Below are 25,483 nucleotides of genomic sequence, written 5' to 3'. Positions count from 1 at the left end.
TATGAAAAGGAAGGAGTTAATAAAAGATGAAGTTGTATAAAATGAAAAACACTGGGAATCGTTTGTTAGCTATAATGCTGTCCATAACCCTAATTTTTAGTAGCTTTATGACAACGGGAATATCTATTAAAGCGGAGTCGAATACAAGTTCAACAATGAACTGGTTGACTTATAAGTTTGACATTAATGACTTTTCAGAGCCTTCATTACAGGAGCTATTTCAGTTAAATGGATTAGCGTCATTTGCGGATGGAAGGTTAATCATAAACCCGAGAGCGACTCCACATCAAACTGGAAGCGCCTTTAACAAGCAATCATTTCAACCGCATGAAGAGTTTTCATTTAGCACTGGATTTTCCTTTGAAATGAATGCAAATGTGGCGAACTCTGCTGATGGCATGTCCTTTGCAATTGTGAATGATCTAGAAGGTCTAGGCAGCACTGGCGGAGGTCTGGGGATAGAAGGGATTACACCAAGCTTTGCCTTGAAGTTTGATACTTATTATAATGCGGCCAATGGTGACCCATCGAACAACTATATTGGGATTGCCTTAAATGGAAATTTAATAAATGAAAATGCTTCATGGTACAAAAACCTTAATGATCCTGACTTGAAAGATGATTCCGGCAAAACTAAGTTTGTTCTGAAGGACGGAAAAACTTACTTTACCTGGATTGATTATGACGGTGCCTCTAATAATATGAAGGTATACTTCAATGATTCAGCGAGTAAACCAAGTAATCCTATAATCGATGCAGCTGGAATTGATTTAAAGAATATTTTTGATGGAACAGATGCCATCTATACTGGTTTTACTGGTGTAGGCTGGGATGAATCCCATGAAATTATTAGCTGGTATTTCGTAAACGAATATGCACCGATTGGCGACTTAGATGATACGGCACAATTTAAGCAAGCACCTAGTTCGATAGAGATGGTTGTTGACGAGACATCTGAAAAGGGAAAATTCAAAGTATCCGTTACAGCAAAAAATGCGGACAAATCGATTGCAGCTGGTGTTCCAATTGAGATGACGAGCTCTAAGAATGGAGTATGGAAAGACCTTGACGGTAACGTAATTACTGATTGGTCTACGATGTTGACAGATAGTAACGGACAATTAGAAGTTTACTTTATTCCGAATGATCCTTTTACAAGCACTGACATTAGAGCTGTTGCTGTAGGAGGAGCTATTGCTACTGATGAAGCACCCGCAGTGCCTAGAGGTCCAGGTGGAGTAATTGATGGGTTGTCTTCTTGGGTAGATGTAGGGAAAAGCTCGGTAAGAGATGCTAGTGATCGAGTTATCGAAATGGAAGATTTGGCGTTTGATAGGATTTGGAGTGTTGTTGGAACGAATGCACAGCCGTATAATGCTTCGACCATTAACTTTAACCCAGGGATTACAATTGATAGCTCTGTAGGTTATTATTCAACTACCAATTTTGGTCAAAATGATACTTCAAGGGAAATTTTCTCTGTACAAAGTAGTAGTAATTATACGGGTTTCCCTTGGGAATTTGGTAGTAATAGTCAAGGACCTCGATATGGTCTTAATAATGGATCACAAATTAGTACATCATTTTTCTCAACAAGTAATAGAACAGTTAATATTCCTGAGAAGTATGACTTGCTGAAAAGCCGTGTGTTAAATATTAGAAGCTCAAGTGAAGAATGGTCTCTTTCTCTAGACGGTAATCAACTGGAATCGTTCGACGAAAATGTTGTGAAATGGTCTAACTCTGAACTTGGTACGTATTACATTGGAGCTGGTCACCATAGTCGTTTTAACGGATCGATATCTGAAGTTATTTTATACAATAGGGTGCTAACTTCGATAGAACGACAGCAAGTAAATAGTTATCTTGCGTTAAAGTACGGATTGACTTTGCCGACTGACTATTTGGATAGTAGCGAAGGAATTCTATGGACTGAAGCTGATAACGCAGATTATAGTAATCGTATTACTGGTATCGGACGAGATGATTTCGGTGGATTGTATCAGAAACAATCCGTGTCTCAGGAGAATGGAGCTAATGTAACGATTGCATTGGGGGATGCTGTTGCGAATTCCAATGAGGAAAATGAAAACATGATATGGAACAATAAATCATACTTTGTGTTCGGAGATAACGGAGCAAGTACTGAATTTATTGACCCTGCTGACAAAAATGATGAAAACCTGAAACGGATGGAACGCGTTTATAAAGTTCAAAAAACGAATTGGCAAGATACGAACGCTAACGGTGAAGATTCAAAAATCACGTTACAGATTGAAAAAGTGGAGGGCGCTGAAGAATGGCCGCTTTATGTCATTGTTAGTTCGGATGAGCAATTTGATGGAGAAGATTCGTTCTATCTCATTGAGGATGGTAAGGTCACCATAGATACAAAGGCTTTTGGTCCTGTTTCCTATTTTACAATTGCTGCAACTGTACCACAGTTTGAAGGTGGTGCCCTAGAGGAAACGGAAACAGGCAATGTTCGTATTGCATTGAATTTTGACAATGAAATAGATCTTACAAGCTTAGATGGTTTTACAATCACTATTGATGGCGAAGAAGTAGCAATAAATGAAATCAATTTTGAGGTTGACCCGAATAATAGAAAACAGTTGTATCTTCTGCTACCAGAAGGAACCGCTGTGCATGAAAAAGAAGTTAAAGTAATTTATGACGGAAATGGGAATGTAAAAGGTACAAATGGTGTCCCTGTGGATGGATTTGAACAGGTTGTCATTAATGAATTTGCTTCTGCATTGCAAATTACAGAACCTAGTAATGAGCTTGTTAATACGAGCAAACCTACCATAACTGGAACTGCAATACCTGATGCAACAGTCTCGATTGTTATTAAAGACTCTGAGGGTAATGTTGTAGAAGGTGCTGGAGGGACAACAACGGTGGATGAAGATGGCACGTGGTACTTCACCCCAGCTGTTGAACTGCCAGACGGTCTTTATACAATTGAAGCAACAGCTACGAAAGATGGTAGAACTGCTACAAAAACAAAGGAATTTACGATAGTTGATAAGACTAAATTGGAATCGAAAGTAGAAGAGATTGAAGCTAGTAATCTTCGAGAAGAAGACTACACAGAAGAAAGCTGGCAAGAATTACAGTCTAAATTAAAAGAAGCACAAGGCGTGTTAGAGGATCCAAATGCAACTTCAGAAGACGTCAAAGAAGCGTTAGAAAAGCTAGAACAAGCATATGAAGCACTGACCAGATGGGTGCCAGAGGTAGAGACAGCGGAGGTTAATGAACTAGATAAGATCGAATTAACGTTTGATAAACCGATTGATTTAGATAACTTAAACGGGTTTACTGTAGAAGTGAATGGTCAACTTGTGGTTGTAACTGACTTTGAGGTAGACGGTGAAAAATTAACATTACGACTACCAGAATCAGTAGAAGGAGGCTCCATCGTAAAAGTAACCTATGATGAGGATTCAGGTAACTTAAGAGGTACGAATGGTGAGCCAGTTAAGAGCTTCGATAAAGAATTGACTGTAGTAGATAAGACTGCATTAGAGGCAAAAGTAGGAGAAGTTATTACAGAAAATCTAATAGAAGAAGACTACACGCAGGAAAGCTGGCAAGAATTACAGTCCAAATTACAAGTAGCGAAAGAAGTGCTTGCGGATCCAAATGCATCACAGGAAGAAGTTAATAATGCATTCGAGGAATTACAAGAGGCACTAGACAGCTTAACATTAAGAATTGAACTAACAGAACCTATAGATAAAACGATTCATATCGACAAACCGACGTTTAAAGGAACAGCGACTCCAGGTTCAACTGTTACCATAGAGCTTACCGATAGCGATGGTAATAAAGTGACAAAAACGGTAATAACTGATGTTGACGGAAACTGGGAGTATACGCCAACAGAGTCATTAGAAAATGGTACCTATACGATTGCCGTTAGTGCTGAAAAAGATGGAAAGAAATCAGAAGTGATCACAAAAGAATTTACGATTGAAAAAGTAGATAAATCTGCTTTAGAGGCAGAAATCAATTTGCGAGAAACTCTAAATGAAAAGGATTATTCTACCGACAGCTGGGAAGCTTATGAAACGGCATTAACAAATGCGAAGTTAGTATTTGATAATCCTAAGGCAACTCAATCAGAAGTGGATGCAGCTTTAAAAACGTTGGAAGATGCACGTTTAAAATTAACCGTGGATAAATCTGCGTTGCAAGCCAAAGTAAAAGAAGCTGACAGATTAGTAGAGTCTCATTACAGTAAAGATAGTTGGGCTGCATACCAGAAAGCATTAGAAAGAGCAGCTATAGTATTAGCAGATCCGAATGCGACTCAATCATTGCTGAATTGGCGAAGTTAACGGAGGCTTACAATAATTTATCAGTTAATAAGAAAGCTCTACAAGAAATAGTACAAGAGGCAGCATCGTTAACACCTACCGATTACAGTGAGGAAAGCTGGAAGGTATTTGCAGAAGCTTTAAAAGCAGCTGAAAAAGTGTTAAATAACCCAAATGCAACGCAAGATGAAATTAATGAAGCCTATACTAGATTAGTAGAAGCTTATCAAGGCTTAACTGTTAATAAAGAAGAGCTAAAAGAGCAAGTAGAATTAGGACGTAAATTAGTGCCTTCCGACTATAGTAAAGAGAGTTGGACAGCCTATGAAAAGGCATTGGAACGAGCAGTGGCAGTTCTTGCTGATCCAAATGCGACGCAGTCAGAAGTGAATGATGCATTAAAACAATTATTGAAGGCTAAAGCTGAATTAATAGAAAAAACGGTTGATAATAAATTACCTCAAACCGCAACTAATTTATACCAAATATTGTTATTAGGAACAGCATTACTGCTAGCTGGATTAGTCATTCTTATTGTCCGAAGCAGAAGAAAGGCATAAAAAGTATGACATAAAAGCTGACCCAAGGCCATTACATGTATGGCTTTGGGTTATTTTTTTACTGAAGTCTTTAATAAATATTCATAAGGGAATAGAATTACTAAGACGGATAGGTTCTATGATGATGATAGTATTAGTGAATGTTTTAGGAGTTGACGCAATGCGTATTAATTTTGGAAAATATGAAGTACCACCTACACTTCAAAAAATAATCGATTTACAACATGATTTAGGTGATCCTGAACAATTTTATTTTGGTTTTAATTTTTATCTATCTCTGGAGAAGTTCAGATATTTTAACACACCCAGCGATGTGGTCGTATTTGGGAATATTGGTGTAGATGGTATTCATTATGGATTTCTTACAGATTATGGTTCTGTAAGTGATCTTGAGGTAGCCCCTATCATTTGTGTCAACCCAATCGATTTTGATCGTCCAATTCGTATCGTTGCTAACAACCTAAGGGAGTTTTTAAGGGTAAATATGACAGACAGTGAACTGTTCTATAACCAGTTTGAAAGTGAAGAGAATTATTTACTTGCTAAAGAACAATGGCGTGAAGAGGCTAATAATTCCCCGTATCAACCTACTGAAAAGGAAAATTTCAGTAGGAAGAGGATCTGCAATTATTTAATAGACGATCTCAAAATACCTCGTATTGACAATCCGTATCGATACGTTCAAACTGTTAAAAGGGAGCGGGAGAAAAATATAATCATCCAGACACAGGATGGATTGGGCGTTACAAATCCATTACTTCTAGGTGAAAAACACATACACTTTCCAATCAAGGAAACATATCTTGATTTGGAGTTATTGCAGGAATACCTATCTTCCAAACCAATTGCCTCAAGACTAGCAATATTTAGGGATCTGCAAATAAATTATAGCTGGCAAGACTACCCCGAACTTTTCGATATAGTTATTAAAGCAATGATTGATATTAAATGTATTGATGAGGCTAAACGACTAACCGAAGATATTTAAACGAAAGTAGTTTTTGGATGGACTGTCTTATTTATTTCAAGTTCACATATTCGAAAACCATTTTGTTGAGAAAAGAGCAATTAAAATTTATGTTAGAAAATAAATGAAATGATAATCATAAAATACTAAAAAAGTGAGGACCCACGATGATTGCAAAGACTGAAGCGGATTTTAATGGATTAAAAGAAATCGGTAGAATTTGTGGAGCGATTCGAGATGAATTAGTCCAATGTACGAAACCTGGAATTACTACAAAAGAACTCGATGAAATTGCTAAAGACATGTTTGAAAATGCAGGTGCTCAATCGGCACCAAAAGGGGAATACGATTTTCCTGGATATACGTGCATTAGTGTAAATGAAGAAGTAGCGCATGGAATTCCGGGGAAACGGGTCATTCAAGAAGGGGATATTGTAAATATTGATGTTTCAGGATCGAAAAATGGTTATTTCGCAGATACTGGAGTTTCCTTTGTTGTTGGGAAAGGAGAGATAATGTTACAGAAAATATGTGACGTTGCGAAAGAAGCATTTGACGCTGGACTTGAGAAGGCAAAACCAGGTTCGAAAAAAAGCGCGCTTGGCAAAGCTGCACACAATGTAGCAAAAAAACATGGTTTAACAGTCATAAAAAACCTTACTGGACACGGTGTTGGGCGCTCGATTCATGAAGCCCCCGATCATATATTCAATTATTTCTCCCGCTGGGATGACGAAATTTTAAAAGATGGTATGGTAATTGCCTTTGAACCTTTTATCTCTACTCTTGAAGAGGAAGTTTTCCAATCTGAAGATGGATGGACATATCTAACCGATGAAAGCTTTGTAGCTCAATATGAACATACGATTATTCTTACAAAGGAAGGGCCAATAGTCACTACATTGTAAGAGCCATAATCATACAAAAAACCATCTATATACCTAAAAATATAGATGGTTTTTGTTATGTAAACATATTACTTCTAGGGTTGGCAACATAAATTACCCTCGCCTTTTTCTAAAGCAGATTTTAAACTATCAAGAACACCTGACCACGCCATTTGGTGCCAATTGAATGCTTCAGTCCAGTCCTCACTATCCTTAAATCCCACATGTTCAACAATCACCTTTGTAGAATCTGAATCGATAGTTGCAAAACATACTTTAACAGTTGTTAGCTCATTTTCATCGTTCATTAGTGTCGCGAATTGGTCTGGTCCTTTCCAAGTGAAATGTAGCTCTTTTTCATTAATAAGCTTAGTGATCTTACAGCCATTCGTATTCATACCCTCTCTATTTCCAGGTACAAAATAAAGTTCATATGCGCCACCCATCTTAGCTTCAACTACCGTTTCAGGAGCAAACCATTCAGCAACTCTATCAGATATTGTCCAAGCATACCATACTAATTGTAATGGCACGTTAATTGTTATCTCTTTAATGATAGCTTTATCATTTGTTACAGTTGTCATAGAAATCTCTCCTTTTTGTATAATTATCACTTTTAATAGTATCATTATTAAAAAAATTATGAAATAACCACTATTACATTTGCAAAAATAAATGTAATTTAAAGAAGATGACTCTTTGTGTGACACCCAAAAGTTAACTTTGAATATCGCTCTAACTTTTGGGGTGCAGTACACTTGTTGAATACAGAAGTCATCTTCTTAGAGGGAATAAGCTTTTTAAAAATGTCTTTTACAAGTGACATAGGTTGTCATTCTGTTCATTCTATCAACGAACCGGTAGAGATAGTTAAAGAGAGATTGTTGACCATTTTCTTACACCAACTACCTTTTTATTTGGGGTTGTATTTTATTAAAAAATTTATGGAAGGAATAGTTTAATAATGCATCAGTAAAAATTAACATGAAAAAATAACTGGATTTAACTTTTATTTTAAACACATCAAGCTTTTTTAATAGGGCAATTATCGGAAAGGCGTAGATTAGGTCTGCTACGAGATTGATTATAGAATATGGAAGGAATTTTCCTTTAGATAAATGAAAAAACCATATATTTGATATAAGATAAGGGCCAAAAACAAGTAGCACAGCGGTTTGAAATAGATTTTTTTTAGGACCTTTTACATACCATAATTTATTTACTGTAAAGTAAAATATCTCAAGTATTAGGAGCATGGTTGAAAACAAGGAAACGGGTAAATATTTGACGAATAATTTCTTTTTGTTCGGTAGAAAGAAAACAGATAACCAAGAAGCTAAGAATATAGAGATCTTTATTGTCGCTTGTAACACCTTTATCATTCCCTTCACTTTTTTATTCTGTTAAAGATGGCGTTTTTTATGCAAACGCTGTGTTGCTGACGGTAATAATCGGAGTTTACGTTGAAGCTATTTGGATTAAAGCGAAAGAAATAAAAAAACCATGCTAACTGTTAAAAATCCAGTTTGAGTGGAGTTCAGTTTGCCTTATTTAATGGTGATCATACTTTTTAAGTGAATGCTTACTGGCGGGATTCCGCAATATAGAAAAAGACCTAGCTTTTTGTGCTAGGTCTTTTTCTACATTGTAAATTACCTCGTATCCATGGAACCTAATTTTTTTGCCTCAGCAATAATACTGTTCATTAATAATTGAACGGTTTGATTTTTGGCTAATCTTGGGCTCTGACCAGACCAAAGTGACATAAAATCTTGATTGTTTTGTGCAGCAGAAGCTCTTCTAATAGCTTGTGTTAGTGTATTTTGAATAGGAAAATCCGGTAAAAGTGTTTCATGTTCCTGCATTTCTGTAATAAATTTATTTTTAATTCCTCTTGCCCATTTACCTGAAAATGAACGGGTTAAAACGGTCTGATCTTCTTTAGCATGAAGAATTGCTGTTTTATGAATCTTATTTGCTCCACTTTCCTTACAAGTCAAGAAAGCCGTCCCCATTTGTACGCCTTTAGCACCTAAACAAATCGAAGCCATTAGTCCTCTTCCATCCATAACTCCCCCGGCAGCTACGACAGGAATGCTTACACTATCTACTACCTGTGGAATTAAGGACATTAAACCAACTAAACCTTCTTGAGAATCATTCATAAAGTTTCCCCGATGCCCACCAGCCTCACTGCCTTGTACCACAACAATATCCATTTGTGCTTTTTCAATTTCGACTGCTTCTGTAACTGTTGTTGCTGTTCCCACCAGAATAATGTTAGATTGTTTTAATTCAGTAATCACTTCTTCAGATGGAATGCCAAATGTAAAAGAACATATAGGAACCTTTTCTTGCCTCACAACCTTAATTTGCTCCATAAATGTTGCAAAAGCATGATTAAAATTAGGAATTTCAAAGTTATCTCTTTGGTGTAAATTTAATTGCTGACGAATGGGATTTAAGAACTGATTAGCTGATTTAATATTGTTCTCTATAACCTTAAATTTTTTAGGAACAAATAAATTAATACCAAACGGATTTGAAGTTAACTGTTTTATTTCCCTAATTTGTTCTCGTATTTGCGCAGGCGTCATATACCCTGCTCCTATCATTCCTAGACCTCCGGCATTTGAAGTCTCAGCCACTAATTTAGAAGTGGTTATTCCGCCAGCCATAGGGGCTTGAATAATTGGATACTCGATATTCATTCGTCTTGTCATTTCATTAGTAAACATAATTAACACTCCTCGTAGCTTCATTACTTGATACCGTATAACCAGCAATCGTATTCTTAAAGGAAAAATCTTTTTACATAAGTAGAAGAGCGGGGGAAAGGAAAATCTTTTAAAACATAAATTAAATATAGTTTTTCCCTATTTAATAGAATAGCTTACTTCCTTAAATAGAAACATCCAGTAATAGAGGATTATATGTAAAGGATATCTCTTTTCTGATATATTGAATAATACATAATATTGATATTGGCCATCAGTAATTTAGATGGCAGGAAGAGGTGAGGATTTTTTATGGATTTGTCTACATTAAGAGTTTTCCAGACGGTTGCAAAGCTTGGGAGTATTTCACAAGCAGCAAGAGAACTTCAATATGCACAATCGAATATCACGATGAAAATACAGCAATTGGAAGCAGAACTACAAACGACCTTATTTTATAGACATAATCGAGGGACTGCTTTAACCGCCAAAGGAAGCCTGCTATTAACATACACGGAAAAAATATTAAATCTTATAGAAGAAGCAAAAAACGTAATAAATGATGATCAAACACCAAAAGGTCCTTTAATTATCGGTTCGATGGAAACAACTGCAGCAGTTCGATTACCAGCCATATTCTCAAAGTACCTTATAAACTATCCAGACGTTGATCTCACTCTAAAAACAGGTTCTACGGAAGAAAATATCCTAGGTGTTCTCCAGTATGAGCTTGATGGAGCATTTGTAGCTGAGCCTATTGAACATCCTGATCTCATTCAAAAGGAGGTATTTGAAGAAGAGTTAGTACTTGTAACAGATGCAATTCATCCTCCTATATCCTCAATCAAGGACATTCAAACGAAGACATTACTTGTATTCCGTACAGGGTGCTCTTATCGGGAGAGGCTCGAACAATGGTTTCACCAAGAACGGGTGATTCCTAAAAAAATAATGGAATTTGGAACCCTAGATGCAATCATTGGATGTGTATCTGCTGGTCTAGGAATTAGTATGGTCCCACAAAGCGTTGTAGAAAAACAATTACAAGAAGGAGCGCTTAGAAAGCATTTACTTCCGAAAGAATATAGAAAAGTCAAAACGGTATTCATCTATAGAAAGGATAAGTATGTACCTTCGGCTTTATTAAAGTTTTTAAATGTATTAAGTGAGTAAATGAGAGGTTAGTCTAAAAAAGAGAGTGAACAAAATTTGTTAGTTCTCTTAAAGGGGATAAAATGGTGGATCAACGGAATGCGACGACTGAAGAAGAGAAGAAAAGGTCTTATCTGCTTATCTTAAGCAAGGTATTTATGGTACCTTAGAGACTTTTTCAAGGGAAGAAAAAAGAAAATTGATTGTTTTACAACATATAATAAAACGGTTTGAACAGAATAGGATTTACCCCGAAAAGGAAGTTAACGGAATATTAAAGACAATATACAGTGATTTTGCTACAATCAAAAGATACCTAATTGAATATAACTTTATGGAACGTTCTAAGGATTGTACCGAATACTGGATAAAAGATTAGGGTAGGATTATCGGAATGAACAACAGCGGGGTAAAGAGAGATAGAAAAAGATTTGAATGGAACCATATGGAGGTAAATTAAATGAACATTATAACAGAAAGACTAATTATACGTAATTTTACACAGGACGATTGGCAAAGTGTCTATGAGTATACATCGGATAGCAATGTTATGAAGTATTTACCAGAAGATGTTTTTTCTGTTGAAGATGCAAAAAAATTTGTAATGGACAACAGTGGTGAAAATGCTAAGTATTTCCCTGTGTTGTTAAAGGAAGACCAAAATTTGATTGGTCACATTGTGTTCCATAAGTATTTTGGTGATCATACATATGAGATAGGTTGGGTGTTCAATCCTAAATATTATAATAAAGGGTATGCTTCTGAAGCAGCACACGCTATATTAAAATATGGTTTTGAGACAATGGGATTACATAGAATAATAGCTACCTGTCAGCCTGAAAATACGCCATCCTATCGAGTAATGGAGAAGATTGGCATGAGAAGAGAAGGGTTTTTCAAGAAATGTATACCCCAAGGAAACGAGTGGTGGGATGAGTATTATTACGCAATCTTAGATGAGGAATGGAGTTCTTAGCCTCTTTAACTATTGGTAGGCATGTTGCAAAGATAAAGAACTAGGGAGGATATCATGAGTATATATTTTCAGAACTTTAAAGATGTCCTTAAAAAGGAATTTATGTTAGTCATAATGGTATCTGTATTATTAGTTTTTACTTTCTTTCTATGGGCTGGTATTCCAGTTTTTATAATTGGTAGCTTCGTATCAGAGTTAACTTCTAATATTGCAATCATTCACTTTTGTATTTCCCTATCAGTGGGATTCCTGTTTTCATTATTTTTCGTACCAATTAATCTAGAGGTTGCTAGAAATATCGCTAAAATTAAGAATAGTAGTGTATGGATTTCTTTTGTTCGTATAGAAATAATATGGATAATCGTTTGTTCGGTAATTTTTGCAGTAATTTTTAATATAGTTATTCAACTATAATGCGATGCAATCGTTGTCCAACCGGTTTCGGGCTAATTAAACATCAACACAAATTCAGACTGGATCTAGTAGGGATTCAGTCTTTTTTCGTTGTTCCATATTCTACTAATCCCTTGTCATTACTGTTTTTTGATTGTCTTTTTCGATTTTATGTTTTTCCCTTCTCTTTTAACAAAATTGTTGCAGGAGGTTCTATGTGTGTATATAATGTTTATATAGTATATATACAATATATAGGGAGTAATTTTGTAAATGGGTAATGACAAAAAAATAAACGTATAACAACTACTACTCATATACACTATAAAGGGTTCAAAGATAGTAATTACTCAAAATGTGAAGCATGAAAGGTGGAAGTGTTTAAATGGTAGAAAAAGTAGTAACAAATAATAAAAATCTAACAAAACGCTGGATGAGCATCATTGCTATATTTTTAATTATGCAATTAATCTTTTTCGTGGTTGATGGCACTTCCCTGGAGCCAAACATAAACGATAGTGATAATTTATTTGCCAAAATAGCAAGAGGGATTTTGGATTCGAAGCTATTTACGGAATGGATATCTCCTTATTCCTTTCCTTTTTTTAATATGTTCATGACAATTCATGTGATTGCTATACTGATTCAAGCCGTACACGACATTATTGCAAGTTTGCTTCGAAAAGAATAAGAGAGAGGGATTCACATGCAAATAATTATTTCCAACAGTTCAAAGGAGCCGATTTATGAACAAATTGTAAATCAAATAAGATCGTTAATTTTAGCAGGTGAACTACAAGAAGGAACTGCAATACCTTCTATGCGTAAACTGGCAAAGGATTTACAAATTAGTGTAATCACAACGAAGCGTGCCTATGAGGAATTGGAGAAGGCGGGCTTTATCTATTCCATTGTCGGAAAAGGGTCCTTCGTCGCAGAGCAAAATCTAGAGGTTATTCGAGAGAAGAAGCTAAGGGTTATTGAGGAGCAGTTGAGTGCAGTCATAACGAATAGCCGTGAAATTGGTCTGTCACTTGAGGAGCTACAGCAGTTACTGAAGATTCTATATGAGGAGTGAGATGAATGGAAAATGTGGTTGAATTAAAAAATGTCACGAAGGAATTCAAAGGTTTTTCCGTTAATAATATTGATTTACAAGTAAAGCAAGGCTTTGTAACAGGATTCATTGGGGCAAATGGATCTGGTAAGTCAACAACGATAAAAATGATAATGAATCTATTAAAGCCAGATGCTGGGGAGGTTAAGCTTTTCGGGTTGGATTACAGGGAACATGAAAAGGAGATTAAGGGGCGTATTGGATTTGTATATGATGGCAATGTATTCTTTGAAGGGATGAACTTAAAAGATATAAAGCGCATTGTTGCACCAGCTTACAAGAACTGGGATGATACATTATTTTATCGATATATGGAGCAATTTGAATTACCGCTTAATAAAGCGATGAAGACTTTCTCAAAAGGGATGCAAATGAAGGCATCATTGGCAATAGCCCTTTCACATCATGCAGAGCTCATTATTATGGATGAGCCAACAGCAGGCTTGGACCCTATATTCGAAGAGAGTTGTTGGATCTTTTACAGGAATTAATGGTTGATGATAATCGTACCATTTTCTTCTCTACGCATATTGCAACTGATTTAGATCGCATTGCAGATTATATCGCTTTTATACAGAGAGGGGAATTAGTATTTAATAAGTCCATTCACGATGTAGCTGAAGACTATGCACTTGTTAAAGGAGGAGTGGAGCTTCTGGATAGAGACACGGAAACGGCTTTTGTTCATGTTCATCGTGCACCAACAGGATTTGAAGCATTAACGGATAATATAAAAGAAGTGAAAAATATCTTCGGGGATTCGGTTGTCATTGAACAAGCATCACTGGAAGATATCATGTATCACTTCAAAGGGGGGCTACAGCATGTTTAATTTGATCAGACGTGATGTCATCTTACAGAAAAGGCAACTATTAATCTTTATTCCTTTTATCCTATTCTTTATCATTATGGATGCACATCCAGCCTTGACATTTCTCATTGCTAGCATTTTTATTCCCTTTAACACCTATGCTTACGATGAAAAAGTAGAGACAAACATATTATTAAATTCCTTACCTTATACACGTAAGGAAATTATCGCATCGCGCTATCTTGGTGCTATTATTTATATGGTTTTAGCCATTGGGGTGACAAGTCTAACATTTTTTGTTTTCAATAAACCGTTTACGATGACTGATATTGCGATTGGCGGAGGCTTATTCTTAGTATTTGCTGCATTTACCTTTCCATTGTTTTATATATTTAAACCAGGCTATATTTCAACGGTTGTACTCATTAGCTTTATCCTTTTAGCAGGTATTGGACCACCTATTGTGCTATTTTTAGCGGAACATTTAACTGCAATAACTGATTTTCTTGTTAATTTATCCGTCCCAGCATTATATATAGGAGCGGCAGTTATTATCATAACATTCTATGCTGTTTCATGGGGAGTTACCACTTTCATTTATCAACGGAAAGCGTTCTAAGTGGTTCTTTGTACGAACTGAATCTAAGTCACTTGAAGTATGGTAAAAAGTTCCTATTGAGAGCTATGTATGCTTAGGAAGTTCTGGAGGTTTATTAGTCGACGGTAAGAAATAATACGTTTATAATTCAACTTAGCTTCTTCTCATGATAGTAGTAATAAAATTTTTAAAATGAGAGCAAGCTATTCGAGGAAATAAATTTATAGAAGGGGCTAAGTGCAATGAATTCAAAAGAGTTAAGAGAAAAAATTGCAATGTACTGTCAAGAATATGACAGTTTATATGGAAAGCTAGTAAAACCTATTAACGATATGCTGATGGATATAGATGCAGGGATATCGGAAAATACAGCTAACCAAATATTAGAAAATCTAAAATTATTTCACGAAGGAGAAAAATATATAGCAGATTGCCATCTAGACGAAAGTAATAACTTTATTAAAGATGGTATTGAGGACTTGAAAAAAGGAAACCTGGCTGATGGTGCATTACAAATATTTGGTGCAGGGTTAAATTTTGCTAGTTTTTCAGCTAAGGCTGCTGCATTTAAAAACATTAATCCTCATGAAATGATCAATGAGCGATTTAAATTAATAAAAGACTCCTTAGAATAATAATAAATAAAATATGTAATGAAAGTGATTGACATTCTAACGTACGGTTCCGTTATAAACACTGTTTCTATTGCAGGGATTCACTATAGAATAGGATAGCTACTTACTCTGTAAGTAGGTTTAATTAGGGATGCAGCATTAGTATTAGGGTAATCCATTTATTGCGCGATTGCGGAAATAGATTCTACCTACTACTCTAATTACTTATTATTTGTGGGAAGCGGACAATTTTGTTATACTAATTAATAGATATACTATTCTCATAATTTAAATGTGGTATCTTCTATTGTTAGTAACGAGTCTATATTTCTAAACAGCTAATGTAAGGTCTTTGACCATTTGATGAAAGCTACTTCAAATGTGTCTAAGACCTTTTTGAGTTGCTTTAAGATTATAAAGGAGGGACTAAAAAATAATATCGCTCGTTAAGTTAAGAAGAAATGTCATATAAACTATCGGATGGATTAGGGGATAGGACTGCGTTTTGTTGAGAATAGAAATACCTCGATAAGTGAGCAATGCCGTTCATTATGTATGAAATACTATGTTTATTCATTCAACTAGAAGATTCATATACCAGATTCCGTCTTAAAAATAATTCTAGGAGATGATTCAATGGAAACTTTACCTTGTAAAGGCTGCAAAGGGATGTGTTGTGGGCCAGTTCCTATTACAGAGGCCGAGCTAAAGAGAATAAAAAAGAAGGTAAAGGCGATGCCTCCAAAAAAACGATTAGAATTAGAAAAGCAACAACGTTTTTTTGGTACCTGTATTTTTTATGATGAAGTAAATGATCGATGTGGTATTCATTCCGTACGTCCATCAATTTGCAGGGCATTTGGGTACCATCAAAATCTTGCTTGTTTTCGCGAACCGAAATTAGCTACTAAAGATAACTATATAGCCGATGAAAAGCCAGTAGGGATTCTGAGTGTTGATTTTACTTGGAGAGATTTTAAATAATGGTGCTCAAGGTTGGAGAAATCGTTCAAAGAAATAGAAACATATTCAATTAAGGGAAATCCTTCTATATGGGCTGATGGGTTTTACCTGGCTAGTGTTATAATAAAACCACTTAAAAACTCTTATGATACTTCATTTATGGAATAATCGAGCTTTTAAATTGCACTATTTGAGGAATGAACAAGGTGATCATAGAATGGTCACCTTTTTTAGTCAATATTATTATAGTATTTTTGGGATATTGCGTTAGTATATGTTAGCATGAGTGACAGACGTTCTAATGAACCTGGTTATAGAAGAAGTAACTATCGAGTTTGTAATATAATAATTTGTTCCTTAAAAAAGGATAAGGGAGGACTTGTATGGAGGCGTATTATTGGGATACCCAACTGGAATATCTAAGAAGAACAAGAGATTTATATTATAACGATGACTATTTGGAGTTTCTAGTAACTAGCGTTTGGAAGATTTCTAAACCGATACATATAATAGATTTTGGTTGTGGATATGGGTATTTAGGACTGAAATTATTGCCAATTTTACCAAAGGGCTCTAAATACACAGGAATAGATAAAGGCCAACAGCTTATTAATAAGGCGAAAGAATACTTTCATAACCTTCCGTATGAAACGGAATTCTTTGTAGCGGATACGAATGAGATAGAAATGGAGAGTAAGTACGACATTGCTGTTTGTCATGCTTTTTTGTTACATATGTCCGAACCAAAAAGAATGCTTCAAAGAATGATAGATTCTATTGTTAACGATGGAAAAATAATTTGCTTCGAGCCACATTGGATATCAGGTATGTCATCATACGAACTTGCGGGATATGAACAATCACAAATTGTTCCACTAGGTATTCTTCAGAAACTATTTGAAGGAAGTAAAAACAAAACTGGAAATGATGGGAATATTGGAGCAAAAGTACCCATTTATTTATCTGAATTGGGCGTGAAGAACATTGAGTGTCGAGTCAGTGATAAGGTTAATTTCCTCCATCCTGATAAGAATCAACAAGATAAGCAAAAATTGTTTCATTCACTTAAGGAGGATGGAGTGGGTGGAGCACCTGTAGATAAAGCCCAGTTTATTGAAAACTTGATAAAACGAGGGATATCAGCTAAGGATGCACTAGAGCAATTTGAGGCTGAACTACTGTTTTCACAAGTATTTAACATGGACTCCTCTTTAATTTACGCCCCCAGCATGAAAATTACTTTTGGAGAGATAAAAAAATAGTGATTAATCCTAGCCCTTTAAATTTTTATTCAATAAATGGGTGATTTAATGAAAGAATAGATATTTGTTTTAGTAACTGTGCTATTGAACCTTTTAATTTAAGCAAAACTTTATTTCAATCAAAATTGTAATGTAGAAGCGTGAATATTTCCGTTCGTTTACTAATGTCCAATGAATCTATAGATCCTATAATAATTTTGGTCAAATAGCTTTGAGTGTATTTTGCTTTAGAAAAATCTATTGGAGAGAAACTATATGAGGAAATATGAGGTCAAGCGTATACATAATCTATTGAATTTTGATTTGGATAGTTTAGTAAAACAAAGCAGAGAAGAAGGTTTTTGTTTTGTAGAAAGATTAGTAAATGATTATAAAAATGGCAGCAATACCTTCAACGATTTTGGAGAGGGTTTATTTGGTGTGTTTAATGATGACAATGTACTTGTTGCTATTGGTGGATTAAACAAAGACCCATTTTCATATGGACAAAATATTGGCAGGCTAAGAAGATTTTATGTTAGCAAAGCGTATAGAAGAAACGGCATCGGAAGTCTTTTGGTAAAAGAAATAATTAACGAAGCAAAAAGATATTATAAAATATTGGTACTTTATACAGACACCGAACAGGCTGATAAATTTTATACTTTAATTGGATTTTCAAAGGGAAATATTTATTCGAATTCCAGTCACTTTATCGAGTTTAAACGCTAAGTTGTAGTTATTCAGCTAAACGGTGAGATTGCAGATACAGTAATCAAAAAGATAACGAATATGGCAACTACTGAGTTTGCGGTTGCCATAATAGTTATATTTCTATTCATTAGTAATTTAGCTATTTTGGCTAATCAATAGGTGATCAAGGAGCCTTTGGTAATAGTTATCTTTTTACCATGTTGCTATTGGTTTTATTCTACATGCTTTTATTCATATGGGGCAATCCATCATTCGTTCAATTTACCCTGGTGCATTCACTTCATTGATTACTTTGTCACCGTGTACATGGTATTACTTAGTAAATATGATTTATAACGTTACCTTAACCAAATGACCTATATAGTAATAAGTCTTGAATATGGAGCTAATTTTTTAGTATAAACTTCTACAGTTTTCAGGTAGTTTAAAAGGATTTTCTTTATTAATGTGATCATAAAACATAATTCCATTAAGATGATCGATTTCATGTTGAACAACAATAGAGGCATAGCCTTTAAGCTTCACTACTATTTCTTCCCCCTCTACGTTTAGCCCTCTAACTTTAATCTTCTCATATCTGGGAACAAACCCTTTTATATCACGATCAACGGAGAGGCAACCTTCGCTAGGTGGTAAGTAAATCATGGAAACGGAATGGCTGATTATTTTCGGATTAATTAAAGAATATTCATGCTTATTCCCCTTCTCATCAGTCAAATAAGCTACGAACATTCGCTTATTTAAGCCAATCTGATTTGCGGATAAGCCAACTCCTGCACGCAATTTGTATTTTTTTGATAGATGGCGATCTTGACTATTTTTCAAGAAATTCATCATACAAATTAATGTTTCCTTATCTTCATCAGATGGAGCTCCTATTATTTCTTTTGTTGGTTGACGAAGAATTTCATTTCCTTCCCTTATGATATCTTCCATTGTAATTATGTACGTTGAATGAAATTTACTCATAAATAAATAACTCATCTACCTTTACTTTTAGAGTTTTCGATAATTTGAAAGCTAGCACCAGTGTGGGGTCATATTTATCATTTTCGATACAATTTATCGTTTGTCTAACAACACCACACTCCTTAGCGAGCTGTTCTTGTGTTATCCCCAGTTTCTTTCGTATTGCTTTAATTTTATTTTTCAACAGTATCACCTATGTCAAATGTTTTGGACATAATTATTTTATCAATTTTGATAAAAATGTCAATAACTTTAGACATTTTACCATTTTCTTGAGGGTGTATTAGTAATCGGTGTAATCAAGCATTGACTTAGTTAGTGCATGAACTGGAAGAAGCATTAACGGTTATCCAAATATGTCTCGAGGTAAATTTGGAACGAGTAGTTCGATTTTTATACTTGACAATACCCATCGGGGGTATGGTAAAGTGGGGGTGAAATAAAAACTAGGAGGTATTTAACATGTTAAATAAAACAGTTAACGTACAAGGGATGTCTTGTGGGCATTGCGTGAATTCTATTGAACAAAGTGTTGGATATCTAAATGGTGTTAAAGAAGTAAAAGTTCATTTACAGGATGGAAAGGTGGATGTAGCCTTTGATCCAGAGAAAGTCGAATTGAAGGATATTATAGCAGTTATTGAAGAGCAAGGATATGATGTTGCGTAAGAAACTGAACTTTAAATAATACCAAAAAGCTAATTTTCCTGAGTAATTTAATATAGTGTTGGTTATCGTAAGGTTTAAAGAAGATAATCTATTACAAATTCACAAGTTCAAAAGGAGGAAGGAACAATGGATCATAGTAAACATCATCATCACCATGCACATAATATGGAATTAGAAATTAAAACAACTGTGACCTATAATAATGGAAAAGTTGTTATTAAGTTGGAAGATGATAATGGTAACCCACCCGAGCTTTCGACTCAACATGAAAAAGTGATGCATTTCATTATTGTTTCTAATGATTTGAAGGAGTACTTTCATCTACATCCAACGAAGGAGCAACAAGAAATCTATACAGTAAACCAACTTCTGAAAGATGGTACCTATCAAGCGTTCGTTGATATAACACCGAAAAATAAAGCATACCAGATTAAGCCAAATATTTTACAAGTTGGAACAAAGGATACGAGCAAAGCGAACCTTGACGGAAAGGATAATTGGACGAAAGAGCAAAATGGAAAGACAATAACTTTAGTTGACGTAGATGCAACTGTTGGGGAAGAAGTTCCGTTAGTCTTTCATATGCATGGAGAAAAGCCAGAGCCACATCTTGGTGCTTTAGGCCATGTAGTTATTGTTGATGAGAATGTCGAAACGTATATTCATGTCCATCCAGCTTCAGCAAATACAACTACCTTTAATGCGTATTTTACTAAGCCCGGTATGTACAAGATTTGGGCAGAATTTAAGTTCAGTGATAACAAATATGTCTATCCTTTTGTTATAGAGGTAAAGGAATAAGCAAATTGTTAAAGGAGGTAAGGTAGATGAAGGACTATCGACTTGAAGTGTACACTCGACCTACTTGCTCTGATTGCCAGGACTTAAAAGAATTCTTGAAACGTCACGATATTCCTCATAAGGAATACGATTTAGCAAAAGACCCAGCAAAAGAAAAAGAGCTTATAAAAATAACGGGAAATAGAATCGTACCAGCGCTTGTATTTTCTCAGTCATCTTTATTCGGATTGATGAGAAAGACAAAGAGTATGATAGGGTTTGAAACGAATAAGGATGAAATAAAGAAACTGTTAAAAGTAGGATAGTTGGCATTCCATACTTTGGGGTGAGGGTAAGTAAATATATTTTTTTGAAATATTTATACCCTCCCCCAGTATGGTAACTGCTAATGTGCGAAATAATATGGAGAATTATAAAAGGGGAGAGATTTATGGAAAACGAGTTGAAGAAAGTTAAAATAGCCGTAAACGGGGGAATAGGCTATGGGGCAAAGCTAGATGCTAAACAATTGGTGACCATCTCAACGTATATGAATGCAGATGATGAACTTGAATTAACCACTTTTCAACAGCTGTATATCGAGATTCCAGAGAATAGAAAAGAAGAAATTATAGCAGAGTTTGAACGTGTTGGATTGTCTTATTATCCAGTCGGTAACTTTGTAAAGAGCTTGCGAACCTGCAATTTCTGTAAAGGTGAAGAAAGAGAAGGAATGCCAGTAGCAAAAGAATTAAACAAACGATTTGCGGGTAAACCGGTGCCATTTACACTGAAGATGGCCTATACTGGTTGCCCTATAGGCTGTGGTGAACCGATGGTAAGCGACATTGGTGTTATGAAGTTTAAGGATTATTACAATTTATATGTCGGCGGAAAGGGAAAAGGAATGGATGCGGAGGTCGGATGTTTGCTCAAGGAAAATATAGAGCCAGAGGAATTATACGATACGATAGAAAAGATTATTGATACCTACTCGGAAATGGGGAAAAAGCGGGAGACATTTTTTAAGTTCTGGAAGAGGATAGGGAAAGAACAATTGATTGGATTACTATAAGACTTTTTGAAATGATAAGCGTTACTGCCATAAGGACACGATAAAATCATTTACTTTGTGAGTATAGGTGAACTTGGGTATCTGGTTACACGAATGCATTCTGAAATTACGACATTCCTTTCTTCAGTCCATCATCTGGAGTTTTTCAGTTGACAATAATACCGTATGGGGGTATAGTATAAGTATAAAAAATAAGGAAGTGATTTATTTGGATAAATTCTTACATGATCACCCAAGTAAACCGAGAACACATGATGAAAAGCAAAAAGTTATTAATCGTTTAAAACGAATAGAAGGTCAAGTTCGTGGAATACAGAAGATGGTGGAAGATGATCGTTATTGTGTCGATATTCTAGTACAAATTAGTGCCATTCAGTCCGCTTTAAAAAATGTAGGCTTCGCTGTTACGGAACGACATATTAACCATTGTGTCAGTGATGCAATTAGACAAGGTGAAGGCAAAGAAACGATTGAAGAATTAATGGAGGTTCTAAAACAATTCTCCAAGTAGGAGGGAATCATGATGAGCGAAACAAGTCACGCTTCATTAGGTATAACGGGTATGACCTGTGCGGCATGCTCCAACCGTATTGAAAAGACATTAAATAAAATGGATGGGGTAGAAGCTCAGGTTAATTTAACTACGGAAAAGGCATCTATTGATTACAATCCAGAAAAAACCTCACTAGATGAGATTACAAAGAAAATAGAAAATATCGGTTATGGTGTATTAAAAGAGAAAGTAGATCTCGATGTGTTTGGAATGACCTGTGCAGCATGCTCAACCCGGATTGAAAAGGTACTGAATAAACAAGAGGGCGTTTCGAATGCCACAGTGAACTTAACGACAGAAAGTGCAGCGATTGAATACAATCCAGCATTAGTCGATGTAGAAAGCTTGATTGAAAAGATTAAAAATATTGGCTATGACGCAAAACCAAAGGTAGAAGTAAAGGAAAAGCAAACCTATAAGGAGAAAGAGCTTCAAGGTAAAAAGATCAAGTTGATTGTTTCTGCCATCCTTTCGATACCACTATTGGTTACCATGCTTGTTCATTTATTTAATATGACTATACCGGATATATTCATGAATCCATGGTTCCAATTTGCTTTAGCAACCCCTGTTCAATTTATCATTGGATGGCAATTTTATGTAGGTGCATATAAGAACCTTCGCAATGGTGGAGCAAACATGGATGTGCTAGTGGCACTAGGTACAAGTGCTGCATACTTCTATAGCTTGTACGAAGCAGTGAAGACCATCGGTAATCCTGAATATATGCCACATTTATACTTTGAAACCAGTGCTGTGTTAATAACGTTGATCTTATTTGGTAAATATTTAGAAGCAAGAGCAAAGAGCCAGACAACGAATGCACTATCTGAATTGCTTAACTTACAAGCAAAAGAAGCTCGTGTCATCAGAGATGGGCAAGAAGTGATGATTCCGGTTGAGGAAGTTATTGTCGGTGATAGATTAGTTGTAAAACCAGGGGAAAAAATACCTGTAGATGGTATCGTTGTTAAAGGAAGAACCTCTGTAGATGAATCCATGCTTACAGGAGAATCAATTCCTATCGAAAAGGATCCCGGAACTAAAGTAATTGGGGCTACCATTAATAAAAATGGTTCCATTGAAATGGAAGCGACAAAGGTTGGAAAAGATACTGCCCTTGCATCGATTATCAAAGTGGTCGAAGAAGCGCAAGGATCAAAAGCGCCAATACAACGTTTGGCTGATATTATATCTGGCTATTTTGTACCAATTGTTGTAGGAATTGCTATTCTAACATTTATTGTTTGGATCGTGTTTGTCGATCCAGGTCAATTTGAACCTGCATTAGTGGCGGCAATTGCAGTTCTGGTTATCGCTTGTCCGTGTGCTTTAGGGTTAGCAACTCCAACATCTATTATGGTTGGTACGGGTAAGGCTGCTGAAAATGGCATCTTGTTTAAAGGTGGAGAACATTTAGAAAGAACCCATCAGTTGAATGCTATCGTTCTTGATAAAACAGGAACCATTACAAAAGGAAAGCCGGAAGTAACGGATTTTACTGGCGATAAAGAAGCACTGCAATTATTGGCAAGCGCAGAAAAGGGTTCAGAGCATCCATTAGCAGGCGCTATCGTGGCGTACGCAACAGAAAACGAAATTGATTTTGTGGATGTCGATGAATTTCATGCGATACCTGGTCATGGTATCGAAGCCAAGATTGCTGGAAAACAAGTTCTTGTTGGAAATAGAAAGTTAATGAATGATCACCAAATTGATATTAAAGCGAATGAAGATAAATTAGTTGAATATGAAACCAATGGCAAAACAGCGATGTTGATTGCCATTGAAGGGGAGTTTCGTGGAATAGTGGCTGTTGCAGATACGATTAAAGAAACAGCACCACAAGCAATTAGAGAATTGAAAGAACAAGGGCTAGAAGTAATCATGTTAACAGGTGATAACGAAAGAACAGCTCAAGCAATTGGAAAACAGGTAGGAATTGACAAAGTGATTGCCGGGGTATTGCCTGAAGAGAAAGCCGATAAAGTGAAAGAAATTCAAGCACAGGGTAAAAAAGTGGCAATGGTTGGTGACGGTGTGAACGATGCACCTGCATTAGTTACTGCAGATATTGGAATTGCTATCGGAACTGGTACAGAAGTAGCGATTGAAGCTGCTGACGTAACTATACTGGGTGGTGAACTATTGCTCATACCGAAAGCCATTAGAATTAGTCATGCAACCATTCGAAATATCCGTCAAAACCTCTTCTGGGCATTCGGCTATAATACAGCAGGAATTCCAGTAGCAGCTATTGGGCTACTCGCACCATGGGTTGCTGGTGCAGCAATGGCATTAAGTTCTGTAAGTGTTGTTACCAACTCACTTCGTTTAAAACGAGTAAAACTATAATCAGACCCTTTTAAAGGAGGTGAAAAGAAAATGGAGAAAACGTTAAATGTACGAGGTATGACCTGTGGTCATTGTAAAATGTCAGTCGAAGGTGCATTAAAAAAATTAGATGGCGTATCAAAAGCAGAAGTAAGTTTAGAAGCTGGTAAAGTAGATATTACTTTTGATGAATCAAAGGTAAATGTTGAGACCATGAAAGATGCTATCGAAGAGCAAGGCTATGATGTTGAAAATTAAATATATGAATCAACAGCTGATTTCCTGTTACGGAAATCAGCTTTTTTTGGGTAATCGGAAAATAGTGTTGAAATACCGCTCTAATAGACAAAGATAACGAAAAACGCAGAACACAGTCTAATAGAACCGCTCTAATGGACTAAGATAACGAAAAACGCAGAACACAGTCCAATAGAACCGTTCTAATAGACAAAGATAACGAAAAACGCAGAACACAGTCCAATAGAACCGTTCTAATAGACAAAGATAACGAAAAACGTGGAACTCAGTCTAATAGAGAGGCTCTAATAGACAAAGATAACGAAAAACGCAGAACACAGTCCAATAGAACTGCTCTAATGGACTAAGATAATGAAAAACGCGGAACACAGTCCAATAGAACCGTTCTAATAGACAAAGATAACGAAAAACGCAGAACACAGTCCAATAGAACCGCTCTAATAGACAAAGATAATGAAAAACGCGGAACACAGTCTAATAGAACCGCTCTAATAGACAAAGATAACGAAAAACCCGGAATTCAGTCTAATAGAGAGGCTCTAATAGACAAAGATAACGAAAAACGTGGAACTCAGTCCAATAGAACTGCTCTAATGGACTAAGATAATGAAAAACGCGGAACACAGTCTAATAGCCCCGTTTTAATAGACAAAGTTAAAGAAAAACAAGCCACCAGCGTAATTGGATCACCTTAATGACAAACGTAATGCATATCATAGTAACCTACCTATCACCTTTTGCTAACAAAACAAATATCTACCAAGCTCGTTAATGAAATTGCTACGAAAATAACCGCAATTCCGAGCC

26 protein-coding genes and 1 pseudogene are annotated in these 25,483 nt (G+C 35.7%); 23 read left to right on the top strand and 4 right to left on the bottom strand.

Annotated elements, in window-relative coordinates; genetic code table 11:
- The first annotated feature begins 26 nt into the window (after positions 1-26).
- From KI338_RS10090 to map, 4 genes are all read left to right on the top strand, one after another.
- Positions 27-4,349 carry a DUF8202 domain-containing protein gene (locus KI338_RS10090; protein ID WP_212920878.1) on the top strand — a complete coding sequence of 1,441 codons (4,323 nt, stop codon included), beginning with the start codon at positions 27-29 and terminating at the stop codon, positions 4,347-4,349.
- A complete protein-coding gene (locus KI338_RS10085; protein WP_212920877.1) occupies positions 4,337-4,888 on the top strand; it encodes an LPxTATN C-terminal sorting signal domain in 552 nt (183 codons plus the stop codon). The genes KI338_RS10090 and KI338_RS10085 overlap by 13 nt, the downstream gene beginning before the upstream one ends.
- Positions 4,889-5,048: 160 nt before the next feature.
- Positions 5,049-5,876 carry a hypothetical protein gene (locus tag KI338_RS10080; protein WP_212920876.1) on the top strand — a complete coding sequence of 276 codons (828 nt, stop codon included), beginning with the start codon at positions 5,049-5,051 and terminating at the stop codon, positions 5,874-5,876.
- Between the two features lie 146 nt (positions 5,877-6,022).
- Positions 6,023-6,763 (top strand): type I methionyl aminopeptidase, encoded by a 741-nt coding sequence (gene map / locus KI338_RS10075; protein WP_212920875.1) that lies wholly within the window; start codon positions 6,023-6,025, stop codon positions 6,761-6,763.
- 74 nt (positions 6,764-6,837) lie between these two features.
- On the opposite strand, the gene KI338_RS10070 is transcribed toward map, so the two are convergent.
- Both KI338_RS10070 and KI338_RS10065 read right to left on the bottom strand, forming a co-directional pair.
- Positions 6,838-7,326 carry an SRPBCC family protein gene (locus KI338_RS10070; RefSeq protein ID WP_212920874.1) on the bottom strand — a complete coding sequence of 163 codons (489 nt, stop codon included), beginning with the start codon at positions 7,324-7,326 and terminating at the stop codon, positions 6,838-6,840.
- A gap of 1,068 nt (positions 7,327-8,394) precedes the next feature.
- A complete protein-coding gene (locus KI338_RS10065; RefSeq protein WP_212920873.1) occupies positions 8,395-9,480 on the bottom strand; it encodes an NAD(P)H-dependent flavin oxidoreductase in 1,086 nt (361 codons plus the stop codon).
- A gap of 291 nt (positions 9,481-9,771) precedes the next feature.
- Here KI338_RS10065 and KI338_RS10060 point away from each other — a divergent pair, with 291 nt between their 5' ends.
- The 12 genes and pseudogenes from KI338_RS10060 (at position 9,772) to KI338_RS10005 (ending at position 18,056) form a co-directional block, all read left to right on the top strand.
- Complete coding sequence (locus KI338_RS10060; RefSeq protein ID WP_212920872.1) at positions 9,772-10,632, top strand: LysR family transcriptional regulator; 861 nt, start codon at positions 9,772-9,774, stop codon at positions 10,630-10,632.
- A 178-nt stretch (positions 10,633-10,810) separates the two neighbouring features.
- Positions 10,811-10,990, top strand: coding sequence for a DUF2087 domain-containing protein (locus KI338_RS17770; RefSeq protein WP_244853534.1), 180 nt, complete (start codon positions 10,811-10,813; stop codon positions 10,988-10,990).
- An 81-nt stretch (positions 10,991-11,071) separates the two neighbouring features.
- A complete protein-coding gene (locus KI338_RS10050) occupies positions 11,072-11,587 on the top strand; it encodes a GNAT family N-acetyltransferase (RefSeq protein ID WP_212920871.1) in 516 nt (171 codons plus the stop codon).
- A 54-nt stretch (positions 11,588-11,641) separates the two neighbouring features.
- The gene (locus tag KI338_RS10045) at positions 11,642-12,001 is read left to right on the top strand and encodes a hypothetical protein (RefSeq protein WP_212920870.1); all 360 of its coding nucleotides are present in this window, start codon (positions 11,642-11,644) and stop codon (positions 11,999-12,001) included.
- A 364-nt stretch (positions 12,002-12,365) separates the two neighbouring features.
- Positions 12,366-12,671, top strand: coding sequence for a YfzA family protein (locus KI338_RS10040; RefSeq protein WP_212920869.1), 306 nt, complete (start codon positions 12,366-12,368; stop codon positions 12,669-12,671).
- 15 nt (positions 12,672-12,686) lie between these two features.
- The gene (locus KI338_RS10035; protein ID WP_212920868.1) at positions 12,687-13,058 is read left to right on the top strand and encodes a GntR family transcriptional regulator; all 372 of its coding nucleotides are present in this window, start codon (positions 12,687-12,689) and stop codon (positions 13,056-13,058) included.
- A gap of 5 nt (positions 13,059-13,063) precedes the next feature.
- Positions 13,064-13,929: pseudogene (locus tag KI338_RS10030) on the top strand (ABC transporter ATP-binding protein).
- Positions 13,922-14,527: an ABC-2 transporter permease gene (locus KI338_RS10025; protein WP_212920867.1), complete on the top strand. Its 606-nt coding sequence runs from the start codon at positions 13,922-13,924 to the stop codon at positions 14,525-14,527. The pseudogene KI338_RS10030 and the gene KI338_RS10025 overlap by 8 nt, the downstream one beginning before the upstream one ends.
- A 221-nt stretch (positions 14,528-14,748) precedes the next feature.
- A complete protein-coding gene (locus tag KI338_RS10020) occupies positions 14,749-15,141 on the top strand; it encodes a hypothetical protein (protein WP_212920866.1) in 393 nt (130 codons plus the stop codon).
- 615 nt (positions 15,142-15,756) lie between these two features.
- Positions 15,757-16,104, top strand: a complete 348-nt coding sequence (locus tag KI338_RS10015; protein WP_212920865.1) for a YkgJ family cysteine cluster protein — start codon at positions 15,757-15,759, stop codon at positions 16,102-16,104.
- 362 nt (positions 16,105-16,466) lie between these two features.
- Entirely contained in the window at positions 16,467-17,345 is an 879-nt protein-coding gene (locus KI338_RS10010) for a class I SAM-dependent methyltransferase (RefSeq protein WP_212920864.1), read from the top strand.
- A 255-nt stretch (positions 17,346-17,600) separates the two neighbouring features.
- Entirely contained in the window at positions 17,601-18,056 is a 456-nt protein-coding gene (locus KI338_RS10005) for a GNAT family N-acetyltransferase (RefSeq protein WP_212920863.1), read from the top strand.
- Between the two features lie 375 nt (positions 18,057-18,431).
- Here the strand turns inward: KI338_RS10005 and def are convergent, their stop codons facing one another.
- Together def and KI338_RS09995 are read right to left on the bottom strand one after the other, a co-directional pair.
- Positions 18,432-19,007 (bottom strand): peptide deformylase, encoded by a 576-nt coding sequence (gene def / locus KI338_RS10000; RefSeq protein ID WP_212920862.1) that lies wholly within the window; start codon positions 19,005-19,007, stop codon positions 18,432-18,434.
- Positions 19,000-19,191, bottom strand: coding sequence for a helix-turn-helix transcriptional regulator (locus KI338_RS09995; RefSeq protein ID WP_212920861.1), 192 nt, complete (start codon positions 19,189-19,191; stop codon positions 19,000-19,002). Before KI338_RS09995 ends, def begins: the two co-directional genes overlap by 8 nt.
- A 278-nt stretch (positions 19,192-19,469) precedes the next feature.
- Here KI338_RS09995 and copZ (KI338_RS09990) point away from each other — a divergent pair, with 278 nt between their 5' ends.
- The 7 genes from copZ (KI338_RS09990) to copZ (KI338_RS09960) all read left to right on the top strand — a co-directional run bounded on the left by copZ (KI338_RS09990) (position 19,470) and on the right by copZ (KI338_RS09960) (position 24,676).
- Positions 19,470-19,676, top strand: coding sequence for a copper chaperone CopZ (copZ, locus tag KI338_RS09990; RefSeq protein WP_212920860.1), 207 nt, complete (start codon positions 19,470-19,472; stop codon positions 19,674-19,676).
- A gap of 126 nt (positions 19,677-19,802) precedes the next feature.
- Positions 19,803-20,477, top strand: a complete 675-nt coding sequence (locus KI338_RS09985; protein ID WP_212920859.1) for a DUF8832 domain-containing protein — start codon at positions 19,803-19,805, stop codon at positions 20,475-20,477.
- 26 nt (positions 20,478-20,503) lie between these two features.
- Positions 20,504-20,782 carry a glutaredoxin family protein gene (locus KI338_RS09980; protein ID WP_212920858.1) on the top strand — a complete coding sequence of 93 codons (279 nt, stop codon included), beginning with the start codon at positions 20,504-20,506 and terminating at the stop codon, positions 20,780-20,782.
- 125 nt (positions 20,783-20,907) lie between these two features.
- Positions 20,908-21,531 carry a nitrite reductase gene (locus KI338_RS09975; RefSeq protein WP_212920857.1) on the top strand — a complete coding sequence of 208 codons (624 nt, stop codon included), beginning with the start codon at positions 20,908-20,910 and terminating at the stop codon, positions 21,529-21,531.
- A gap of 208 nt (positions 21,532-21,739) precedes the next feature.
- Positions 21,740-22,042, top strand: coding sequence for a metal-sensing transcriptional repressor (locus tag KI338_RS09970; protein WP_212920856.1), 303 nt, complete (start codon positions 21,740-21,742; stop codon positions 22,040-22,042).
- Between the two features lie 12 nt (positions 22,043-22,054).
- Entirely contained in the window at positions 22,055-24,439 is a 2,385-nt protein-coding gene (locus KI338_RS09965) for a heavy metal translocating P-type ATPase (protein WP_212920973.1), read from the top strand.
- Positions 24,440-24,469: 30 nt separating this feature from the next.
- On the top strand, positions 24,470-24,676 hold the full coding sequence (gene copZ / locus KI338_RS09960) for a copper chaperone CopZ (protein WP_212920855.1): 207 nt from the start codon (positions 24,470-24,472) through the stop codon (positions 24,674-24,676).
- The last annotated feature ends 807 nt before the right edge of the window (positions 24,677-25,483 follow it).

The sequence above is a fragment of the Ornithinibacillus bavariensis genome, from assembly GCF_018333235.1.
In the GTDB taxonomy this organism is placed as follows: domain Bacteria; phylum Bacillota; class Bacilli; order Bacillales; family Amphibacillaceae; genus Ornithinibacillus; species Ornithinibacillus bavariensis.
The sequence above is the reverse complement of the archived record's forward strand: the minus strand, read 5'-3'. Positions and strand labels throughout refer to the sequence as shown.

Bases quoted from the DNA above. Each gene is read 5' to 3' on its own strand.
- KI338_RS10010 (WP_212920864.1), top strand. From the start codon at position 16,467: ATGGAGGCGTATTATTGGGATACCCAACTGGAATATCTAAGAAGAACA.
- KI338_RS10040 (WP_212920869.1), top strand. From the start codon at position 12,366: ATGGTAGAAAAAGTAGTAACAAATAATAAAAATCTAACAAAACGCTGG.
- KI338_RS09965 (WP_212920973.1), top strand. From the start codon at position 22,055: ATGAGCGAAACAAGTCACGCTTCATTAGGTATAACGGGTATGACCTGT.
- KI338_RS10050 (WP_212920871.1), top strand. From the start codon at position 11,072: ATGAACATTATAACAGAAAGACTAATTATACGTAATTTTACACAGGAC.
- KI338_RS10005 (WP_212920863.1), top strand. From the start codon at position 17,601: ATGAGGAAATATGAGGTCAAGCGTATACATAATCTATTGAATTTTGAT.
- KI338_RS10045 (WP_212920870.1), top strand. From the start codon at position 11,642: ATGAGTATATATTTTCAGAACTTTAAAGATGTCCTTAAAAAGGAATTT.
- copZ (WP_212920860.1), top strand. From the start codon at position 19,470: ATGTTAAATAAAACAGTTAACGTACAAGGGATGTCTTGTGGGCATTGC.
- KI338_RS10090 (WP_212920878.1), top strand. From the start codon at position 27: ATGAAGTTGTATAAAATGAAAAACACTGGGAATCGTTTGTTAGCTATA.
- def (WP_212920862.1), bottom strand. From the start codon at position 19,007: ATGAGTAAATTTCATTCAACGTACATAATTACAATGGAAGATATCATA.
- KI338_RS10060 (WP_212920872.1), top strand. From the start codon at position 9,772: ATGGATTTGTCTACATTAAGAGTTTTCCAGACGGTTGCAAAGCTTGGG.
- KI338_RS10065 (WP_212920873.1), bottom strand. From the start codon at position 9,480: ATGTTTACTAATGAAATGACAAGACGAATGAATATCGAGTATCCAATT.
- KI338_RS09975 (WP_212920857.1), top strand. From the start codon at position 20,908: ATGGAAAACGAGTTGAAGAAAGTTAAAATAGCCGTAAACGGGGGAATA.
- KI338_RS10020 (WP_212920866.1), top strand. From the start codon at position 14,749: ATGAATTCAAAAGAGTTAAGAGAAAAAATTGCAATGTACTGTCAAGAA.
- copZ (WP_212920855.1), top strand. From the start codon at position 24,470: ATGGAGAAAACGTTAAATGTACGAGGTATGACCTGTGGTCATTGTAAA.
- KI338_RS09980 (WP_212920858.1), top strand. From the start codon at position 20,504: ATGAAGGACTATCGACTTGAAGTGTACACTCGACCTACTTGCTCTGAT.
- KI338_RS10080 (WP_212920876.1), top strand. From the start codon at position 5,049: ATGCGTATTAATTTTGGAAAATATGAAGTACCACCTACACTTCAAAAA.
- KI338_RS10035 (WP_212920868.1), top strand. From the start codon at position 12,687: ATGCAAATAATTATTTCCAACAGTTCAAAGGAGCCGATTTATGAACAA.
- map (WP_212920875.1), top strand. From the start codon at position 6,023: ATGATTGCAAAGACTGAAGCGGATTTTAATGGATTAAAAGAAATCGGT.
- KI338_RS10070 (WP_212920874.1), bottom strand. From the start codon at position 7,326: ATGACAACTGTAACAAATGATAAAGCTATCATTAAAGAGATAACAATT.
- KI338_RS09985 (WP_212920859.1), top strand. From the start codon at position 19,803: ATGGATCATAGTAAACATCATCATCACCATGCACATAATATGGAATTA.
- KI338_RS10025 (WP_212920867.1), top strand. From the start codon at position 13,922: ATGTTTAATTTGATCAGACGTGATGTCATCTTACAGAAAAGGCAACTA.
- KI338_RS10015 (WP_212920865.1), top strand. From the start codon at position 15,757: ATGGAAACTTTACCTTGTAAAGGCTGCAAAGGGATGTGTTGTGGGCCA.